13 protein-coding genes are annotated in these 17,805 nt (G+C 65.4%); 9 read left to right on the top strand and 4 right to left on the bottom strand.

All coding sequences use genetic code 11. The features are described 5' to 3' along the window. Nucleotides 1-57 precede the first annotated feature (57 nt). On the bottom strand, nucleotides 58-1,692 hold the full coding sequence (locus DZC73_RS18865; RefSeq protein ID WP_161974648.1) for a hypothetical protein: 1,635 nt from the start codon (nucleotides 1,690-1,692) through the stop codon (nucleotides 58-60). A gap of 401 nt (nucleotides 1,693-2,093) precedes the next feature. Here DZC73_RS18865 and DZC73_RS18860 point away from each other — a divergent pair, with 401 nt between their 5' ends. From DZC73_RS18860 to DZC73_RS18845, 4 genes are all read left to right on the top strand, one after another. Continuing rightward, nucleotides 2,094-4,646, top strand: a complete 2,553-nt coding sequence (locus DZC73_RS18860) for an ATP-binding protein (RefSeq protein ID WP_124541914.1) — start codon at nucleotides 2,094-2,096, stop codon at nucleotides 4,644-4,646. A 474-nt stretch (nucleotides 4,647-5,120) separates the two neighbouring features. Then, the gene (groES, locus tag DZC73_RS18855; RefSeq protein ID WP_009856121.1) at nucleotides 5,121-5,411 is read left to right on the top strand and encodes a co-chaperone GroES; all 291 of its coding nucleotides are present in this window, start codon (nucleotides 5,121-5,123) and stop codon (nucleotides 5,409-5,411) included. A gap of 37 nt (nucleotides 5,412-5,448) precedes the next feature. Beyond that, nucleotides 5,449-7,095, top strand: coding sequence for a chaperonin GroEL (gene groL, locus DZC73_RS18850; RefSeq protein ID WP_124541913.1), 1,647 nt, complete (start codon nucleotides 5,449-5,451; stop codon nucleotides 7,093-7,095). A gap of 142 nt (nucleotides 7,096-7,237) precedes the next feature. Beyond that, on the top strand, nucleotides 7,238-9,355 hold the full coding sequence (locus DZC73_RS18845; protein ID WP_124541912.1) for a DUF1631 family protein: 2,118 nt from the start codon (nucleotides 7,238-7,240) through the stop codon (nucleotides 9,353-9,355). 12 nt (nucleotides 9,356-9,367) lie between these two features. On the opposite strand, the gene DZC73_RS18840 is transcribed toward DZC73_RS18845, so the two are convergent. Continuing rightward, nucleotides 9,368-10,285, bottom strand: coding sequence for an alpha/beta fold hydrolase (locus DZC73_RS18840; RefSeq protein ID WP_124541911.1), 918 nt, complete (start codon nucleotides 10,283-10,285; stop codon nucleotides 9,368-9,370). Between the two features lie 79 nt (nucleotides 10,286-10,364). Beyond that, nucleotides 10,365-11,060, bottom strand: a complete 696-nt coding sequence (gene yihA / locus DZC73_RS18835) for a ribosome biogenesis GTP-binding protein YihA/YsxC (protein ID WP_124541910.1) — start codon at nucleotides 11,058-11,060, stop codon at nucleotides 10,365-10,367. Nucleotides 11,061-11,138: 78 nt separating this feature from the next. Here yihA and DZC73_RS18830 point away from each other — a divergent pair, with 78 nt between their 5' ends. From DZC73_RS18830 to DZC73_RS18810, 5 genes are all read left to right on the top strand, one after another. After that, nucleotides 11,139-11,768, top strand: coding sequence for a c-type cytochrome (locus DZC73_RS18830; RefSeq protein ID WP_124541909.1), 630 nt, complete (start codon nucleotides 11,139-11,141; stop codon nucleotides 11,766-11,768). Nucleotides 11,769-11,882: 114 nt separating this feature from the next. Next, nucleotides 11,883-12,221: a hypothetical protein gene (locus tag DZC73_RS18825; protein ID WP_124541908.1), complete on the top strand. Its 339-nt coding sequence runs from the start codon at nucleotides 11,883-11,885 to the stop codon at nucleotides 12,219-12,221. Nucleotides 12,222-12,363: 142 nt separating this feature from the next. After that, nucleotides 12,364-13,353: a protein-methionine-sulfoxide reductase catalytic subunit MsrP gene (gene msrP, locus DZC73_RS18820; RefSeq protein ID WP_124541907.1), complete on the top strand. Its 990-nt coding sequence runs from the start codon at nucleotides 12,364-12,366 to the stop codon at nucleotides 13,351-13,353. Nucleotides 13,354-13,355: 2 nt separating this feature from the next. Continuing rightward, complete coding sequence (locus DZC73_RS18815; protein WP_124541906.1) at nucleotides 13,356-14,000, top strand: protein-methionine-sulfoxide reductase heme-binding subunit MsrQ; 645 nt, start codon at nucleotides 13,356-13,358, stop codon at nucleotides 13,998-14,000. Nucleotides 14,001-14,131: 131 nt separating this feature from the next. Continuing rightward, the gene (locus tag DZC73_RS18810) at nucleotides 14,132-15,835 is read left to right on the top strand and encodes a GGDEF domain-containing protein (protein WP_124541905.1); all 1,704 of its coding nucleotides are present in this window, start codon (nucleotides 14,132-14,134) and stop codon (nucleotides 15,833-15,835) included. 12 nt (nucleotides 15,836-15,847) lie between these two features. Here the strand turns inward: DZC73_RS18810 and DZC73_RS18805 are convergent, their stop codons facing one another. Next, nucleotides 15,848-17,788, bottom strand: coding sequence for a S53 family peptidase (locus DZC73_RS18805; protein WP_161974647.1), 1,941 nt, complete (start codon nucleotides 17,786-17,788; stop codon nucleotides 15,848-15,850). Nucleotides 17,789-17,805: the final 17 nt, after the last annotated feature.

The following is a 17,805-nucleotide window of genomic DNA, read 5'->3' as shown; positions in this document are numbered from 1 at the left end:
TTTGAGTGGCCACAGGTGGGGGGAAAAAATTTCGGCGGTTCGGGATCACAACACCCGTTAGGCTGAATGGCCGCGCACCACTGCGATCGGGTCACCCTTGAGAACGCCACCGATATGCTGTTCACCAGACCAGTTGCCGTCGGCTCTGCGCCAGCGTGACCATACGCTGTTGTCGACGCCCCGGTAGAACAACTGCAGGATATTCGTTCCAGGGACCACAGCGGCGATCGGATCACCGTTGAGCACGCCGCCGATCTTCTGTTCATCAGACCAGTGACCATCGGGATTGCGCCAGCGTGACCATACGCTGTTGTCGGCGCTCCGATAGAACAGTTGCAGGATATTCGTTCCAGGGACCACAGCGGCGATCGGATCACCATTGACACGGCCGCCGATCTGCTGTTCATCAGACCAGTGACCATTGGGATTGCGCCAGCGTGACCAAATGCTGTTGTCGACGCCCCGGTAGAACAGTTGCAGGATATTCGTTCCAGGGACCACAGCGGCGATCGGATCACCGTTGAGACGGCCGCCGATCTGCTGTTCATCAGACCAATGACCATCGGGAGTGCGCCAGCGTGACCAAATGCTGTTGTCGGCGCCCCGATAGAACAGTTGCAGGATATTCGTTCCTGGGACCACAGCCGCGATCGGATCACCGTTGAGACGGCCACCGATATGCTGTTCATCAGACCAATGACCATCGGGGTTGTACCAGCGTGACCATATGCTGTTGTCGGCACCACGATAGAACAGTTGCAGGATATTCGTTCCAGGAACTACTGCAGCGATCGGATCACCGTTGAGCACGCCGCCGATACGCTGTTCACCAGTACCGTTGGATCTGCGCCAGATCGACCATACGCTGTTGTCGGCGCCCCGATAGAACAGTTTCAGGAGATTCGTCCCAGGGACCACAGCGGCGATCGGATCACCGCTGAGCATCCCGCCGATTTGCTTTTCATCAGACCAGTGACCATCGGGATTGCGCCAGCGTGACCATACGCTGTTGTCGGTGCCCCGATAGTAGAGTTCCGGGCCGGGTAACACCATAACCACTGAGAACGAGACCGTAGATTCCGGATCCCTGCCGCAACGCTTGTTTGTTTGAGGGGTGGTGTAGTGTCTTGACGCCTGCCTATTCACTGCTTGTTGTAGCTCATTGGGTTGGTAGGTCAATGTGTCATGGAGCACTTCGCCATTGCAGTTTGCCGGCCCAATGTGAATGCCGAGGAAGTCGAAAACATCGCTTAGTGTGCTGACTACCGTGTCAAGTCCTTTGGCTATCGCTTGGCCAAATTTTAATCCTTCACCGGGAGAGCCCACGAAAAGGCCGACGGCGGCCCCAACAATCGGGGCTAATACTCCGACAACGTGGTCCGTCACTTTGACCGCTTGCGCGAACTGGTCTTCAAACTTTGAAGAACCAAGATTTGTTACCAAGTAACTGATGACGACGACATCGGAATCCGCTGCTGTTATCGGGTCAGTCGTAAAGGGACCAATTAGCTTGTCTCCAGTGTGTATAGTGCGCCCGATATTAAACGGCCCTGAAGAAAATGTCCGCGCATTCTTGGTGACCGGATCCCCTACTGTCACAACAAATGACAACCAATCGTCGTCACTATGTTCACTGTCGGCCTTTTGGAAGTTGATGTCGACTTGATCAATTCTGAATATGTAGGTTGCCATTTGCGTTTTCCTCTTTCTCAGTTGTAGAAACTGTTCACGCATGTCCCGGCGCACGTCGTGGGATTTCTTGGGTAAGGGAGGTCAAGTGAGGGGATGGACGCATGCAGCACGTCGATCCGTTGCCTTCTTTGCGCCTCCTGCAGCCGTGCAGTTCGCTCAGGCGCCAATGTGCCGCCGTGCTGGGGCGACGTCCTCAAGCAATCTCAAACGTTGTCAAACACGAGAAACTTGGATGGATTGCCGGATGTCCGGAGAATGGATCGTGCTGACGCCCACGCCCTGCCCGCTCCGACCAACTGCTCAGCAGGTTGGGGGTATCCGGATGACACGTTGATAAAGTGCCGCGCCCACGCGACCGGCGACTGCCCACCGCTGCGTGATGGGACGATGCTGGAGGTCTCTTGGGAGCCGTTTACCGCTTTGGCGATTTCGAGGTGCACGCGCTGCGGCGCAGGCTGCTCAACCACGGCAAGCCCGTGATCATCGGCGCGCGTGCCTTCGATGTCCTGCTTGTCTTGATCGAACGCCGTGGCGATCTGGTGAGCAAGAACGAGCTTATCGATCTGGTCTGGCCGGGCCTGGTGGTAGAAGAGCACAACCTGACGGTGCAAGTGAGTGCGCTGCGCAAGCTGCTTGGAGCACAGGCCATCGCGACCGTTCCAGGCCGGGGCTACCAGTTCACGGCGGGGCTCGAAGGCGGTGTGGCCTCGATGACGGCCGCAGACTTGAGCATTTCGACAAGCACCGCATCAGCCATACCGAGCAACCTGGGGCCGCGTCCGCCGGTACTCTATGGACGCGAGCGCGACATTGAAAATGTCTTGCTGCTTACCCTCACGTACCGCCTCGTCACGCTGGTAGGGGCCGGCGGCATCGGCAAGACGAGGCTTGCCCAGGCGGTCGCGCACAAACTGCGCGATCAGTACCCCGACGGTACCTGGGTGGTCGAACTTGCGGCTCTGTCTGATCCGGCACTTGTGCCGGCCACGGTGGCCCGTGTGCTGGGCATCAAGCTGCCGGGGCAGCGCCCAGCGCTCGACGAACTGGTCGGGGGGCTCGGCCGCCAGACGCTGCAGATTGTGCTGGACAACTGCGAACATCTGCTCGACGCGGTGAGTGCGCTCGCGCAGGCGATCACCGCCGGCACTCCGAACGTTCGCCTGCTGACCACGAGCCAGGAGGCGTTGAAGGTCGCAGACGAGCAGCAATGCCGGATCGCACCCCTCGCGGTTCCATCGACACCGGACGACGCCGACGCGCGCTCGTGCGGCGCGGTCGCGCTGTTCGAAGCGCGGGTACGTGCTGTTGATCCGCAATTCACGCTCAAACACACGGATTTCCCGGCTGTGGTCGACATCTGCCGCCGCCTCGACGGCCTGCCGCTGGCGATCGAACTTGCCGCAGTGCGTGTACCGGTGCTCGGTGTGCGGGGTGTGCGCGATCGCCTCGACGAACGATTTCAGCTTCTGACCGGCGGGTCCCGTGTCGCGTTGCGACGCCACCAGACGTTGCGCGCCGCGATTGAGTGGAGCTATCACCTGCTCAGTTCAGACCAGCGGTGGTGGTTCCGGCGCCTGGGGGTGTTTGCCGGCGGTTTCACGATCGAACTCGTGCGCTGTGTTGCCGGCACCGACGATGCAGCCGACGAATGGGCTGTCATCGACAGTATTGCCGCATTGGTGGACAAGTCGCTTGTCGTCGCTGATGTCGAACGTCCCGGCGATGAGCCGCGCTTCCACCTGCTGGAGACTCCGCGGACCTATGCGCTGGAGCAATTGGCCGCCACTGGCGAACTGGCGGACTGCCAACGCCACCACGCGAGAGCAGTTTGCGCGTTGTTCATGCGCGTCGATGATGCTTTCGTGGAGGGCCGCATGACATCGGAGCAATGCGCTGCTGCACTGGCACCCGAAACCGACAATCTGCGCGTCGCCTATCGGTGGGCCACCGGGGCTGCGGGCGAGTTGTCGATCGCCGTTCGACTCGCGGCTTCGGCCGCCGGGCACGGCGAATTTGCTGCCGAGTGCGCGCAGTGGCTGCAAGTGCTCGCGCCGTGCATGGACGAGGCGACGGCGCCCGAAGATGTTGCGGCCCTCTGGCTGGGGATTGCGCGTCCTTGGGTGTTCATTCGCCTGCCGCACGCATTGGCGGCCGACGCCGCACGGCAAGCGGCCACACTCTATCGGTCGCTGGGAAGGCCGATGCACCAGTTTCTCGCGTTGCTGCTGGCCGAGCGTCCGTGCTGCGAAAGCGGCGACGCGGCGGCCGCCCACCTTTGCCTGGACGAGGCACGCGCGCTCATGCGACCACATTGGCCTTCGGGGTTGCGCGGGCGGTTGTTGAACGCGACGGGTCACGTCTTGAACGACCAGGGGCGCTGCGAAGAGGCTGCCCAAATGTTTGCTCGAGCCATCAAGATCTGGGCCGAGGTGGGTGACTGGCGAAATGAGTCCCAGGCCAACAGCTCCCTCGCGGACAGTCTTTGGCGGCTCGGTCGCCTCCACGAAGCAGCGCACCGACTCGAAGGCTTGGTCCAGCGCATGCGCAAACGCTCGTCGAGTTCGACAGCCACGGTGTTCGCTCTCGCCAATCTGACCGCCGTACTGTCAGAGTCGGGCCGAGTCGATGAGGCTGCCGAGGTCGCGCGCGAGGCACTGCCCGTCTTGCGCCGCTCAGGGCTGCTGGGGTACTTCCTCGACGACCTGGTCTACCTGTTGGCATTGAGAGGCGGGGTCGAGGCTGCAGCGCTGTTGCTTGGAGCGTCGCAGGCGTACTTTGTCCGGACTGCAGCTTCACGTCAGGTGAACGAGCAGCGCCTGTTCGGTCTCGCTCTCCACCTGGTCGAGGCGGCGCTGCCAGCGGCTGAACTCGAATGCCTGCTTGGCAAAGGAGCCGCACTTGACGACGCGGCACTCGCAGTCATCGTGGAAGCTGCGCTGGCCGAACAGCCCTGAATGCGCGGTGCGAGGGGTATGCCATGCAGCACGAATCGTAGTCACCTGCGCACAGACATTGCACTTGTGCTGACGACACGTTGCGATGGCCGCCGCCAACGACATGAAGCCGGTTACGCCAAGAAAGTCCAAGCCCCGTGCTTGCAGGCCGCCAGCTTTCTCTCAACCCATCCGTCTGGGTCTCGAAGATTCTTGGACCGCGATAGCAAGCTCACTCGCTCGGTCATCGGCCACTCACCTACGCCAGAGTCCCTCTTCGGGTCCAGGCCTGGTCCAATTCAGCCTTGGCTGAACAGAAGCTCCGGGTCAGTCGACACCCGACATCGACACCTGGAAGACCCGACTCTTGAAACGTCACGCCCGACCCCTATAATTCCGCTGCTAGCACTCATCCACACTGAGTGCTAATGAATAGTGAATGAGCGCCCACTTGGCGTTCAACCCCCGCAGAGCCTGTACTTACAAGGAGATCCCATGAAACTTCGTCCGTTGCACGATCGCGTGATCGTCAAGCGCCTCGAGAACGAAACCAAGACCGCTTCGGGCATCGTGATCCCCGACAACGCCGCCGAGAAGCCCGACCAGGGCGAGGTGCTGGCCGTTGGCCCCGGCAAGCGCAATGACAAGGGTGACTTCGTCGCCCTGAACATCAAGGTGGGCGACCGCGTCCTGTTCGGCAAGTACAGCGGCCAGACCGTCAAGGTCGACGGCGACGAACTGCTGGTGATGCGCGAGGAAGACCTCTTCGCAGTCGTCGAGAAGTAATCCCCCATCACCGATTCAGTTTTAGGAGAACACAGACATGGCAGCAAAAGACGTCATCTTCGGCGGCGAGGCCCGTGCCCGCATGGTCGAAGGCGTGAACATCCTGGCCAACGCGGTCAAGGTCACCCTGGGTCCCAAGGGCCGCAACGTGGTGCTCGAGCGCTCCTTCGGCGCCCCCACCGTGACCAAGGACGGTGTGTCCGTGGCCAAGGAAATCGAGCTCAAGGACAAGCTCCAGAACATGGGCGCCCAGATGGTCAAGGAAGTCGCTTCCAAGACCAGCGACAACGCCGGTGACGGCACCACCACCGCCACCGTGCTGGCCCAGGCCATCGTGCGCGAAGGCATGAAGTACGTGGCCGCCGGCATGAACCCGATGGACCTCAAGCGCGGCATCGACAAGGCGGTCCTCGCCCTGGTCGAGCAGCTCAAGAAGCAGTCCAAGCCCACCACCACCTCCAAGGAAATCGCTCAAGTCGGCACGATCTCGGCCAACAGCGACGACACCATCGGCAAGATCATCGCTGACGCGATGGACAAGGTCGGCAAGGAAGGCGTGATCACCGTCGAAGACGGCAAGTCGCTGGACAGCGAACTCGACGTCGTCGAGGGCATGCAGTTCGACCGCGGCTACCTGTCGCCCTACTTCATCAACAACCCCGAGAAGCAGTCGGCTGTCCTGGACAACCCGTTCGTGCTGCTGTTCGACAAGAAGATCAGCAACATCCGCGACCTGCTGCCCACGCTGGAGCAAGTTGCCAAGGCCGGCCGTCCGCTGCTGATCATCGCTGAAGAAGTCGAAGGCGAAGCCCTGGCCACCCTCGTGGTCAACACCATCCGCGGCATCCTGAAGGTTGTCGCCGTGAAGGCGCCTGGCTTCGGCGACCGCCGCAAGGCCATGCTGGAAGACATCGCCATCCTGACGGGCGGCAAGGTCATCGCCGAAGAAGTCGGCCTGACGCTCGAGAAGGTCACGCTGGCTGACCTCGGCCAGGCCAAGCGTGTGGAAGTGGGCAAGGAAAACACCACGATCATCGACGGCGCCGGCGCCGCTGGCGACATTGAAGCCCGCGTCAAGCAAATCCGCGTGCAGATCGAGGAAGCCACCAGCGACTACGACCGCGAGAAGCTGCAAGAGCGCGTGGCCAAGCTGGCCGGCGGCGTGGCCGTCATCAAGGTCGGTGCCGCCACCGAAGTCGAGATGAAGGAAAAGAAGGCCCGCGTCGAAGACGCGCTGCACGCCACGCGTGCAGCCGTTGAAGAAGGCATCGTGGCCGGTGGTGGCGTGGCTCTGCTGCGCGCCCGCCAGGCTGCCGGCGACATCAAGGGCGACAACGCTGACCAGGACGCCGGCATCAAGCTGGTGCTCAAGGCCATCGAGTCGCCGCTGCGCGAGATCGTCTACAACGCCGGCGGCGAGCCGAGCGTGGTCGTGAACGCCGTGCTGGCCGGCAAGGGCAACTACGGCTTCAATGCCGCCAACGACACCTATGGCGACATGATCGAAATGGGCATCCTGGACCCGACCAAGGTGACGCGCACTGCCCTGCAGAACGCCGCCTCCGTCGCTTCGCTGATGCTCACGACCGAAGCCATGGTCGCCGAAGCCCCGAAGGATGACGCCCCCGCGGGCGGCATGCCCGGCGGCATGGGCGGGATGGGCGGCATGGGCATGGACATGTAAGTCCAGGCCTCAAGCCAACCTCGAAAGGGCTGCTTCGGCAGCCCTTTTTCGTTGCGGGCGTGAACAATTCACGAGTTCGAACCCATGGCCTTGATGCGGCTCGAACCTCATAATCGCTGCACTCAGGGTTCATCGCGTCCAGATGACAGTCACCGCACAACTTTTGCGTTTTGTCGAAGACGAACTCCAACGGGCCGCGCCCCTGGCCGACGAGACGGTCGAGCTGACCATCGCCCAGTTGCGACAGCCCCGCGACGCCATGCTGAATCCGGCCGATCGCGAGCACTACCACGAGCTCGTGTATTCGCTGCCCAAGAACAAGCCCGCCTTCATCCGCGCCTTCGCCGAGTCGCTGCGGCAGAACGTGCTGGCAGACCTGTACGGCACCGACACCGCCTCGCCTGTGGCCGCGCCGACCTCGGTGCGCGGGCTGGAGCTGATGGACGAGACACGGGTCGAGTCCGACATCGAGATTTCCGGGGCGGCGCAGCTCATCTCCGGCTCGGCCGAGTGGGAGATGCGCGAGCTGCAGACCTTCACCGCCACGCTGGCGGGCCAGACGCACGTCACCACCGACACCAACCCGCTGCGGCCGCTGGCCTATGCGAGGGCCTTGTGGGACGGCGCCTGCGCAGCCACCGCCGTCGCGGCGCAGCGGGCGCTGCTGCTGCGCATCTCGGCCGGGGTGATGTCGGGCCAGCTCAAGAAGGCCTGGGCCGCCGCCTGCACGCGGCTGGAGGCCGCCGGCGTGGAGCCGGGGCTGTACCGCACGGTGGTGCTGTCCTCGGGCCCCTCGCTCAGCCGGTCCGCGCCCACCCATGACCTGACGCAGCCCGGCGCGCTGGAAGACATCCTCTCCAGCATGCCCACGCCCGGTGCCACGCCGAAACCCAAGACCGGGCCGATCGCCCGCGTCGTGAACGCACAAAGCCCCGCCTTCGAGCAGGCGCTGAGCAAGATCGAAAGCATGCTCTCGCGCGTGGGCCCCGCGCCATCGGCGCCGGTGCTGCGCGAGCACCGGGCCGACCTGCTGGCCAACACCGGCGAGACGGTGGACCGGCAGATCGTGGAGCTGCTGTCGCGCATGTTCGATGCCGTGCTGTCGGACCAGCGGCTGCCGCCCGCCTTCCGCACGGTGATGGCCCGGCTGCAGGTGTCGGCCCTGCGCGTCGCGCTGGTCGACCCGGCCATGGTGCAGGACCATGAGCACGCCGTGTGGCGGCTGATGAACCGCATCGGCAGCGCCGCCGAGACCTACACCCGCACCACCGACCCGCGCTGGGCCGCGCTGCTGGCCTACTGCGAGACGCTGGTCGACGAGATGCAGCGCGCGCCGATGCAGGACGCCCAGCTCTACCGCCTGAGCCTCTCGCGGCTGGACGCCTTCCTCGGCGAGCAGTTGCGCGAGCAGCAGACGCGTGCGCAGCCCACCATCGACGCGCTGCTGCGAATCGAACAGCGCGAGGACATGGAGCGACAGATCTCGCAGCGCCTGACTGAGCAGATGGTGCCCATCCGCACCACGGCGGGCGTGCGTCGCTTCATCACCGGCGGCTGGGCCACGGTGCTGGCCGAATCCATGCAGCGCAACGGCGAGAAGTCCGAAGCCACGCTGCAGTACCTCAAGGCCACCGACGACCTGTTGTGGAGCCTGCGCCTGCCCGACCATCCGCAAAGCCGCAAGCGCCTGCTGGCGATGCTGCCCGGGCTGCTGCAGACGCTGCGTTCGGGCATGTCCATGCTGGGCGTGCCTGAGCAAGACCAGCAGCAGGTGCTGGACGAACTCATGTCCGTGCACACCGAGGCGCTGCGTCCGGGCAAGACCACCACGCCGGACCAGGAACTCACGCCGCAGGAGATCGTGCAGCGCATGCGCGAGGAGACACACTGGGACACCCCCAGCCGTCCGCCCTTCAGCGACTCACTGATCGACCTCTCGTCGATGGACACGGTGCCCGCAGACATCCTGCCCGGCGCCCAGCGCAGCCAGGACGAGGCACTGAACATGATCGAGGCGATGGCCGTGGGCAGCCGCTACCACTTCTTCCTGCACGGCCGTTGGACGCGCGTGCAGCTGCTGTGGCGCAGCGGGCGCGGCAACTACTTCCTCTTTGCCGGCACCAACCCATTGCACAACCACTCCATCACCCGGCGCGCGCTGGAGCGGCTGAGCGAAGAAAAGCTGCTCAAGCCGCTGGACGACGTCTCACTGGTGCAGCGCGCCGTCGACGGCCTGATGCAGAAGCTCGCATCGCCCTGAGGCCGCAAAGGCTCACACGGTGGGCGACACGTCCACCGCCAGCGCGGCCTCGATCTCCTGCGCAATGCGCGTGGGCTGCTCGTGGATCACCCAGTGCGAGGCCTGCGGCACGCGCACCAGCGTGAGATCGGGGATGTACTCGTCCAGTCCGTCGATGAGGCCCGGCAGCAGCGCCGAATCGCCCTCGGCCCACACGACGCGGGTGGGCACCTTCACGGTGACGTGCTCAGGCGGCAGGTTCACCTGCAGGATGGCCTTGTCGGTCTCGGTGGGTGGCCGCAGCGGCGAGGCGCGGTAGTAGTTCACCGCCCCGCGCAGGCCCATGGACCACACCTCGCGGTAGCGCTCCTTCATCGGCTCGGTGAGCCAGTTGGCGCCGGGGCGCGTGGCGTCGGTGTCGCCCGGGCCCTGCAGGAAGTGCCAGGCCAGCTCGAAGTCGTTGGCTTCCAGCAGTTGTTCCGCATCGGGCCGGCACAGGAAGTTCATGTAGGTGCTGGCCGCCTGCTGCGCCGGGTTGTCCTTCAGCTCGCGCAAGAAGGTGGCCGGGTGCGGCGAATTGATGATGACCAGCCGCTTGAGCTTCTTCGGGTGCTGGACCGCGAAGTTCCAGGCGACCGCGCCGCCCCAGTCGTGCGCGACCAGCGCCTCGAGCTTGCCGTCGAACTGTTCCGCCAGCGCGGCGATGTCGGCCACCAGGTGCTTGGCGCGGTAGGCCTCCACGTCCTCGGGCTGGGACGAACGCTCATAGCCGCGCAGGTTGGGCGCGATGCAGCGGTAGTGCCGGGAGAAATGCTCCAGCATCTCGTCCCACACGAAGGCGGCTTCGGGAAAGCCGTGGAGGAACAACAGCACCGGGGCGTATTCCGGGCCGGCCGCGCGGCACGAGAGCGACACCTTGTTCGGCAGCTCGATGGCAAATTTTTCGATCATCGACAGGGGATGCAGTGGTGGCTGCAATGTAGCGGCTGGATGTTGCGCCCGGCGTGTGACACGTTTGATGCGCCGGAGTTCATGCGGCGTTTCGCACCCAGTCGTAGAGCACGCAGGCCGCATCGCCCACGCCCTTCTTGTTCAAGGCTGAGAAGAGGCTGACCGCCACGTCGGCTTCTTCGGTGGTCATCTCGCCCAGCACCTCCTGCGCCGTGGCCACGGCCTTGTCGGCCTCGCGACGGTTGAGCTTGTCGGACTTGGTCAGCAGCACCAGCAGCTTGACCGAGCCGTTGCCCACGCGCGGCGAGACGAATTCGAGCAACTGGCGGTCCAGGTCGGTGAAGCCCAGGCGGGGATCGACCATCAGCACCACGCCGGCCAGGGAACGGCGGATCTCCAGGTAGTCGGCCATCACCTTCTGCCAGCGCACCTTGGCATCGCGCGCCACTGCCGCATAGCCATAGCCCGGCAGGTCGGCGAAGAGCGCGTCGGGTGCGAGCTTGGGGCCCAGCTCGAAGAGGTTGATGTGCTGGGTGCGGCCCGGGGTCTTGGAGGCGAAGGCCAGGCGCTTTTGCTGGGTGAGCGTGTTGATGGCGGTGGACTTGCCCGCGTTGGAGCGGCCCACGAAGGCGATCTCCGGCAGCTCGGTGGGGGGCAGCTGATCGAGCTGGCTGGCCGTGGTCAGGAAGCGCGCGGTGTGCGTCCAGGCCAGGGCGAGCTTGTCGTCGGCCGGCGGGGTGTTGCCGGGATTCTCGGCCTGGTTGGTGTCAGTCATGAGGGACGCTCAAAGCCGTCATTGTAAAATCCGCGGGTTTTGCACCCAACAACGCACTCAACAGCGCTATCCACCGTCATGAAGTCAGCTGCCTTCCTGCTGTCCGGTTTCCTGCTCTCCCTGGCCGCTACCACGGCTTTCGCGAACGAAGCCGCGCCGGCATCGGCCAAGCCTGACATCGCCAAGGGGCAGGCCAAGTCCACCGAGGTGTGCGGTGCCTGCCACACCAATGATGGCTCGCGCGGCAGCCCGGCCAACCCCATCCTGCAGGGGCAGCATGCCGACTACATCGTCAAGCAGCTCAGCGAGTTCAAGGCCGACAAGCGCTCGAACCCTGTGATGAAGGGCTTCGCGTCCGGCCTCACAGAGCAGGACATGAAGAACGTGGCCGCGTTCTACGCCAGCAAGCAGGCCAAGCCCGGCTTCGCCAAGAGCAAGGACTCGGTCGCCCTGGGCGAGAAGATCTACCGCGGCGGCCTGGCTGACCGCAGCATCGCCGCCTGTGCCGGCTGCCACGGCCCGAACGGCGCCGGCATCCCCGCCCAGTACCCGCGCCTGGCCGGCCAGCACAGCGACTACACCTACGCCCAGCTCGTGGCCTTCCAGGCGGGCACGCGCAAGAACAGCCCGCAGATGGCCGGCGTCGCCGCCAAGATGACCGACAAGGAAATCAAGGCCGTGGCCGACTACATCGCCGGCCTGCGCTGATCCCCCCTCATCCACGCCGAAAGGGCCGGTCTCGCACCGGCCCTTTTTCTTTGGCGTCACGGGCATTTCAGGCGCGTATAGTCTAAAAAGCTCGACTTCCGCGACTGCACGCACATGCCCTACGTACGCCGCAATGCCGAAGGAACCATCACCAGCCTGCACCGCGAGCGCTCGCTCGAAGCGGTCGAATACCTGGACGACCGGCACCCCGACGTGCAGGCCTTCGTGGGCAACACCTCCAAGCAGCCGGAGGAGTTCAGCCGGCTCGACGCCGACTTCGTGCGGGTGATCGAGGACGTGATCGACACGCTGATCGTCAAGAACATCATCAACATCACCGACCTGCCCGGTGAGGCGCAGGCCAAGCTGTTCGCACGCAAGACCTTCCGGGAGCGGGTGTCCAAGAACTCGCTGCGGCTGTTCGAACCGACGGATTTCGGCGACGTCATCTGAGCGCGCACCGGCTGCGTATGTCCTGGTGCCGGTTGGCGCACAGGTACCGACCGTGACAAATGCCGCGGCTGCGGGCGTAAGAAGCGCCGTCCGCCGTCCGACCTACCGGGAACCAGCCCTTCCACTCGCCATCGAACACGCCATGCACTTCCTCAAAGACCGGGGCTTCACGCTGCCCTCCGCCGAGATCACGCCGCGTACCGTGTACGAGGAGCGCCGCCGCCTGCTCAAGCTGATGGCCGTGGGCGCCGCCGGTGCTGGCCTGGCCACCTGGGCCGGGCGCGAGGCGATGGCGCAGGTGACGCGCCCCAACAAGCTGGCGGCCCTGCCCGGCGCACGCACCAGCGTGTCGGGCGCCATGACCATGGAAAAGCTCACCTCCTACCAGGACGCCACGAGCTACAACAACTTCTACGAATTCGGCACCGACAAGTCCGACCCCGCCCACAACGCCCACACGCTCAAGACGCGGCCCTGGACGGTGGCCATCGAAGGCGAGGTGAAGAAGCCGCGCACCTTCGACATCGACGAGCTGCTCAAGCTCGCACCGATGGAAGAACGCATCTACCGCCTGCGCTGCGTGGAAGGCTGGTCCATGGTCGTGCCCTGGGTGGGCTACTCGCTGTCGGAACTCATCAAGCGCGTGGAGCCCACGGGCAACGCGAAGTACGTGGAGTTCGTGACGCTGGCCGATGCCAAGACCATGCCCTACGTCGGCTCGCGCGTGCTGGAGTGGCCCTACGTCGAGGGCCTGCGCATGGATGAAGCCATGAACCCGCTCGCCCTGCTCACCTTCGGCCTGTACGGGGAGGTGCTTCCCAACCAGAACGGCGCACCGGTGCGCGCCATCGTGCCCTGGAAGTACGGCTTCAAGAGCGGCAAGTCCATCGTGAAGATCCGCTTCGTGGAGAAGGAACCTCGCACCAGCTGGGCCAAGGCCAACCCCGGTGAATACGGCTTCTACTCCAACGTGAACCCGAAGGTAGACCACCCGCGCTGGAGCCAGGCCACCGAGCGCCGCATCGGCGAGGACGGCCTGTTCCAGAAGAAGCGTCCCACCCTCATGTTCAACGGCTACGAGCCCCAGGTGGGCCAGCTGTACGCCGGCATGGACCTCGCGAAGTACTTCTGACCATGTCCGCCGTGCTCAAACCTGCCGCCGCGTCGCCCACCGTCCGCAGGAAGCCCCTGCTGCTGCACCCGGCCGCCAAGCCCCTGCTGTTCGTGCTGTGCGCCCTGCCATTCGCATGGCTGTTCTACGGCGCATTCGCCGACACGCTGGGCCCCAACCCGGCCGAGGCGCTCATCCGCGCCACGGGCGACTGGACGCTGCGCTTCCTGTGCATCACCCTGGCCGTCACGCCGCTGCGCACCTGGACGAACCAGCCCGCGCTGGCGCGCTTTCGCCGCATGCTGGGCCTGTTCGCCTTCTTCTATGTGGTGCTGCACTTCCTGGCCTACTCGTGGCTGGACATGTCCTTCGACCTGGACACCATCGCGCACGACATCCCCAAGCGGCCGTTCGCGCTGGTGGGCTTCGCTGCCTTCGTGCTGATGATTCCGCTGGCGGCCACCTCGTTCAACCGCGCCATCAAGGCATTGGGAGCGAAGCGCTGGCAGGCGCTGCACAAACTGGTCTATGCCACTGTGCTGCTGGGCCTGCTGCACTTCTTCTGGATGAAGGCGGCCAAGAACAATTTCGCCGAGGTGTCGGTGTATGCCGTCGTCATCGCCGTCCTGCTGGGATGGCGGGTGAAGCAGGCGCTGCAGCGGGCCTGAAACCCGCGCCTCAGGGGCGATCCGCGCGCGCTCCGTGATGCCCATCACGGATGACCCCGGCGGCTTGTCGCCAAGGCGCGCCCGTGACGGGAGACGAGGCGGGACAATTCCCCTTCGTGCAGTCCCCGACCATGCCTGAATCCGCCGTCGCTCCTCACGCTACAACGGGCTCGCCCGTGGCCGAGCTGCTGGTGCGTTGCCAGGCCGCGCACGACAGCGGCGAGCACCTGCGTGGCGTGGAGCTGGCCGAGCAGGCGCTGTCCCTGGCCCACGACGCCACAGACTCCACCGAAGTGCCGCAGGCCTACTCGCTGCTGGCCGCCCACCGCTGGCGGCTCGGGCAATTCGAGCTGGCCGTGATGGCCGCGCGCGAAGCCGTCAAGCGTTGGGCACCGCTGGGCGGACGGCAGGAGTGCGACACGCTGTGCCTGCTGGCGATCTCGTATTCGGAGCTTGGCCTGCATGAAGAGGCGCTCAAGTGCGCCACCGCCGCGTTCGACAAGTCGCGCGAGCAGAAATTCGACGCCCAGATGGTGCAGGCCCTCAACCGCATCGGCGTGTGCTTCGACCGGCTGGGCGATCCGGCGCAGAGCGAGAAATTCCTGCTGCAGTCGCTCGGGCAGGCACGCGAGCTGAACGACCACAATCAGGTGCTGGGCGCCTTGAACAACCTCATGGCCACGGCCATCAGCGCCTTCTACCACTTCCGCCAGCGCGGCGAGAAGGACCTGTCCGCCGCCGCCTTGCAGCGGGCGCGACAGTACGGCCGGCAGTCGGTGTCGCTCGCACGCCGGCATGCCGATGCCTATCGGCTGTCGGTGACGCAAGGCAACCTCGGCGAGGTGCTCGGCCTGGCCGGCGAGTACGCGGAGTCGCATCGCGTGCTGGAAGAGACCGTGCAGCAGGCGCGCGAGCACGGCTACCGCGCAGTGGAGCTGCGCAGCCGGCACAACATCGGCGAGGTGCTGATCCAGGAAGGCCGCTACGAGGAGGCAGTGTCGGTGCTCGACGCCACCCTCGCCGAACTGGAAAGCGCCGACCAGGAGACCACCCGCATGCGCGTGCACTCGGCCCTGTACCGCGCCCACAAGGCAGCACGCCGGTTCGAGCCGGCGCTGCACCACTGCGAGGCCTACCACGCGCTGGAGCTGCATCGGGCCGCCCTGCAAAGCCATGCGCAGGCGCGGCTGATGGTCAACCGCATCGACGTCGAGAAGGCCTTGATGGACGGCGAGCGTGCGCGCCTGGAGGCCGAACTGCAGCGCTTGCGCAGCAAGGAACTGGAAGACGAGAAGCGCCAGCTCGAAGCGCGCACCGCGGAGCTGCAGCGCGACACGCTGGAGGATCAGCTCACGCGGCTGGCCAACCGGCGCCGCGTGGATGAAGACCTGCCGCGCATCGTGGCGCGGGCGCTGGAATCGAACGCGCCACTGTGCATCGCCGTGGCAGACCTCGACCACTTCAAGCACGTGAACGACCGGTTCGGCCACGCGGTGGGCGATGCAGTGCTGCGCTCGGCAGCGCAGATCTTCCGCGTGAAGACCCGCACCCGCGACCTCGTGGCGCGCATCGGCGGCGAGGAGTTCCTCTTCGTGTTCGTGGACACATCGCCGCAGATCGCTCGCGACGTGTGCGAGCGGCTGCGCTGCGCGGTGGAGGCGCATCCGTGGGAGCAGGCCACGGCCGGGCTGCGCGTGACCATGAGCATCGGCCTGGCCGACGTGCGCGTGGGCGACACGCCGGCCGAACTCATCGCGCGGGCCGATGCCGCGCTCTACGAAGCCAAGCGCGCCGGCCGCAACCAGTTGCGCGAGGCTTCGACAGGCTCAGCCTGAACGGACGGTGGCTCAATACCCGAGCAGCAGCAGCGCCTGCGCGAGGTTGTCCACGTCCAGCGTGCCCACGCCGCTGCCCTGGTCGTAGCCCGGACGGCCCTTGTAGAACCAGTTGTTGCCGCTCTTGATGTCGCGCAGCGGCGCATAGGGATTGCCGTAGGCGAAGGGCGTGGCCGCGATCGCATACAGCGGCACGTTCAGCAGGCCGATGCGCCCCTTCACCCGTTGCGCGAGCAGCGCGGTGATGCCGTTGAGCTGCGGCGCGACGAAGCTGGTGCCGCCGAAGTAGTTGCTGATGCCGAAGCCCGTCGCGTCAGAGGTATAGGCCACGATGTAGCCGGTGTTCGGGTCGGCATTGAGCGAGACGTCCGGCACGTTGCGGCCGCGGAAGCCGCCCGGCAGCGCGACCACGGCAGACGGCGGTGTCGTGGTGTTGTCGGTGAGTGTCTGGCCGGGCTCGGTGCGGCGCGTGCCCGACACCCACTCCTGGTAGAACGGCATCGGCACATAGGCGCTCACGCCGCCGCCGCCGCCCGCGGGGAAGATTCCGCAGGCCACCGGGTCGTAGCCCAGCGAGGCGCACAGGTCGGTGAGGTAGTCCCAGCCCCACACACGTTCGTGCGGGATGCTGATGGTGACGGTGCCGCCGCTGTAGAGCTGGTCGCCCGGCAGCGTGGTGCCGCCGGCCGCGGTGATCCACGGCGACGACGCGGGCGAGTCCACGCTCAGCGTCTTGCTGAAGTCGGGCACCGGTGCGATGCCGGCGTTGTTCACATCGTAGGCGCCGTCGTCGCCTGAAGCGGCGAAGAGCGACTGGCCCTGCACCGCCGCCTGCAGGAAGAGGTTGTTGTAGGCATGCAGCGCATCCACCGTGTTCTTCTTGCCCGGCACCTTCACCTGCGACTGCGTGTCGAACCACTCCCAGATGCCCCAGCTCACCGACAGGCTGTCGGCGGTGTTGTCGTTGATGGCCTTGACGAAGGCATCGATGAAGCCCTGGTCGGTGTTGGGTGCCTGGTAGATGATGACCTTGGCCGCCGGCGCGATGCCGCCGGATTGCTCGACGTCCAGCGTGGTTTCGTCCGAGCCCGAATCGTCGCTGGGCGCACCGGGGCCGCCGTCCACGTCGACGATCTTCAGCCGCTTCGGATTCGTCGCGAGGCCCAGGCTGTTCCAGTAGGAAAACGCGTCGCTCGGCGTCATCGACGCGAAGGTGATGATGCCGATGGTGCGGCCTTCGCCATGCACTCCCTTGTCGTACAGCGGCTGCACGTTGTAGTAGCGGGCCAGGTCGGTCACCGTCCAGTTGCCGGGGTCGTTGCCGGCGCCCGCCGACGGCGCGCGCAAGGCACGCGCCATCGCATTGGAGGCCTGCGCAATCACGGGCTTGCGCAGGTGCGGACGGAAGCGCGGCCGATCGTCCAGGCCGATGATGGCCTCGACCTTGCTCGCCACCGCCGCCGACGACACGCTGGGTTCACCCACCGGCGCGCGGAAGCGGTAGCCGCCGCTCTTGCCATGCGCAGCCACGTCAAAGGCATGCAGCTGCACGTTGAAGGCCTTCTCCATCGCGGTGGTGCTGCCCGTCACTCGCAGCAGGCTGCCGGCTTCCAGCGTGGCGCTCAGGCCGGCCTGGTGGAAGTGCGCGATGGCCTGGTCCACCGTGTCGCGCGAGGGCGCGAAGCGCTCCTGGAACTGCGCCGGCGTGAGGAAGCGATGAAAGCTCGCGTGACCCGGCGTGTGCAGGTCGCGCACCAGGCGCTCGAGCTCGTCGGTCTGCCGCAGCTTGAGCGCGACAGTCACCGTCATCGTGCCGTTGCCGCGCGCGAGCGACAAGGCGCCCGCGTCCTGCGGCTGCGGCGTGCCCGCGTGGGGGAAAGGCATGCCGGCGCTCGCGGCGGCGGTCAAGGATGCAAGCACGGCTGCGGCAATGGCAGCCTGTCCCGTCTTCATGGGTCTCTCCTGGCGAT

The organism is Rhizobacter terrae (assembly GCF_003852895.1).
Taxonomy (GTDB): domain Bacteria; phylum Pseudomonadota; class Gammaproteobacteria; order Burkholderiales; family Burkholderiaceae_C; genus Albitalea; species Albitalea terrae.
The sequence above is the reverse complement of the archived record's forward strand: the minus strand, read 5'-3'. Positions and strand labels throughout refer to the sequence as shown.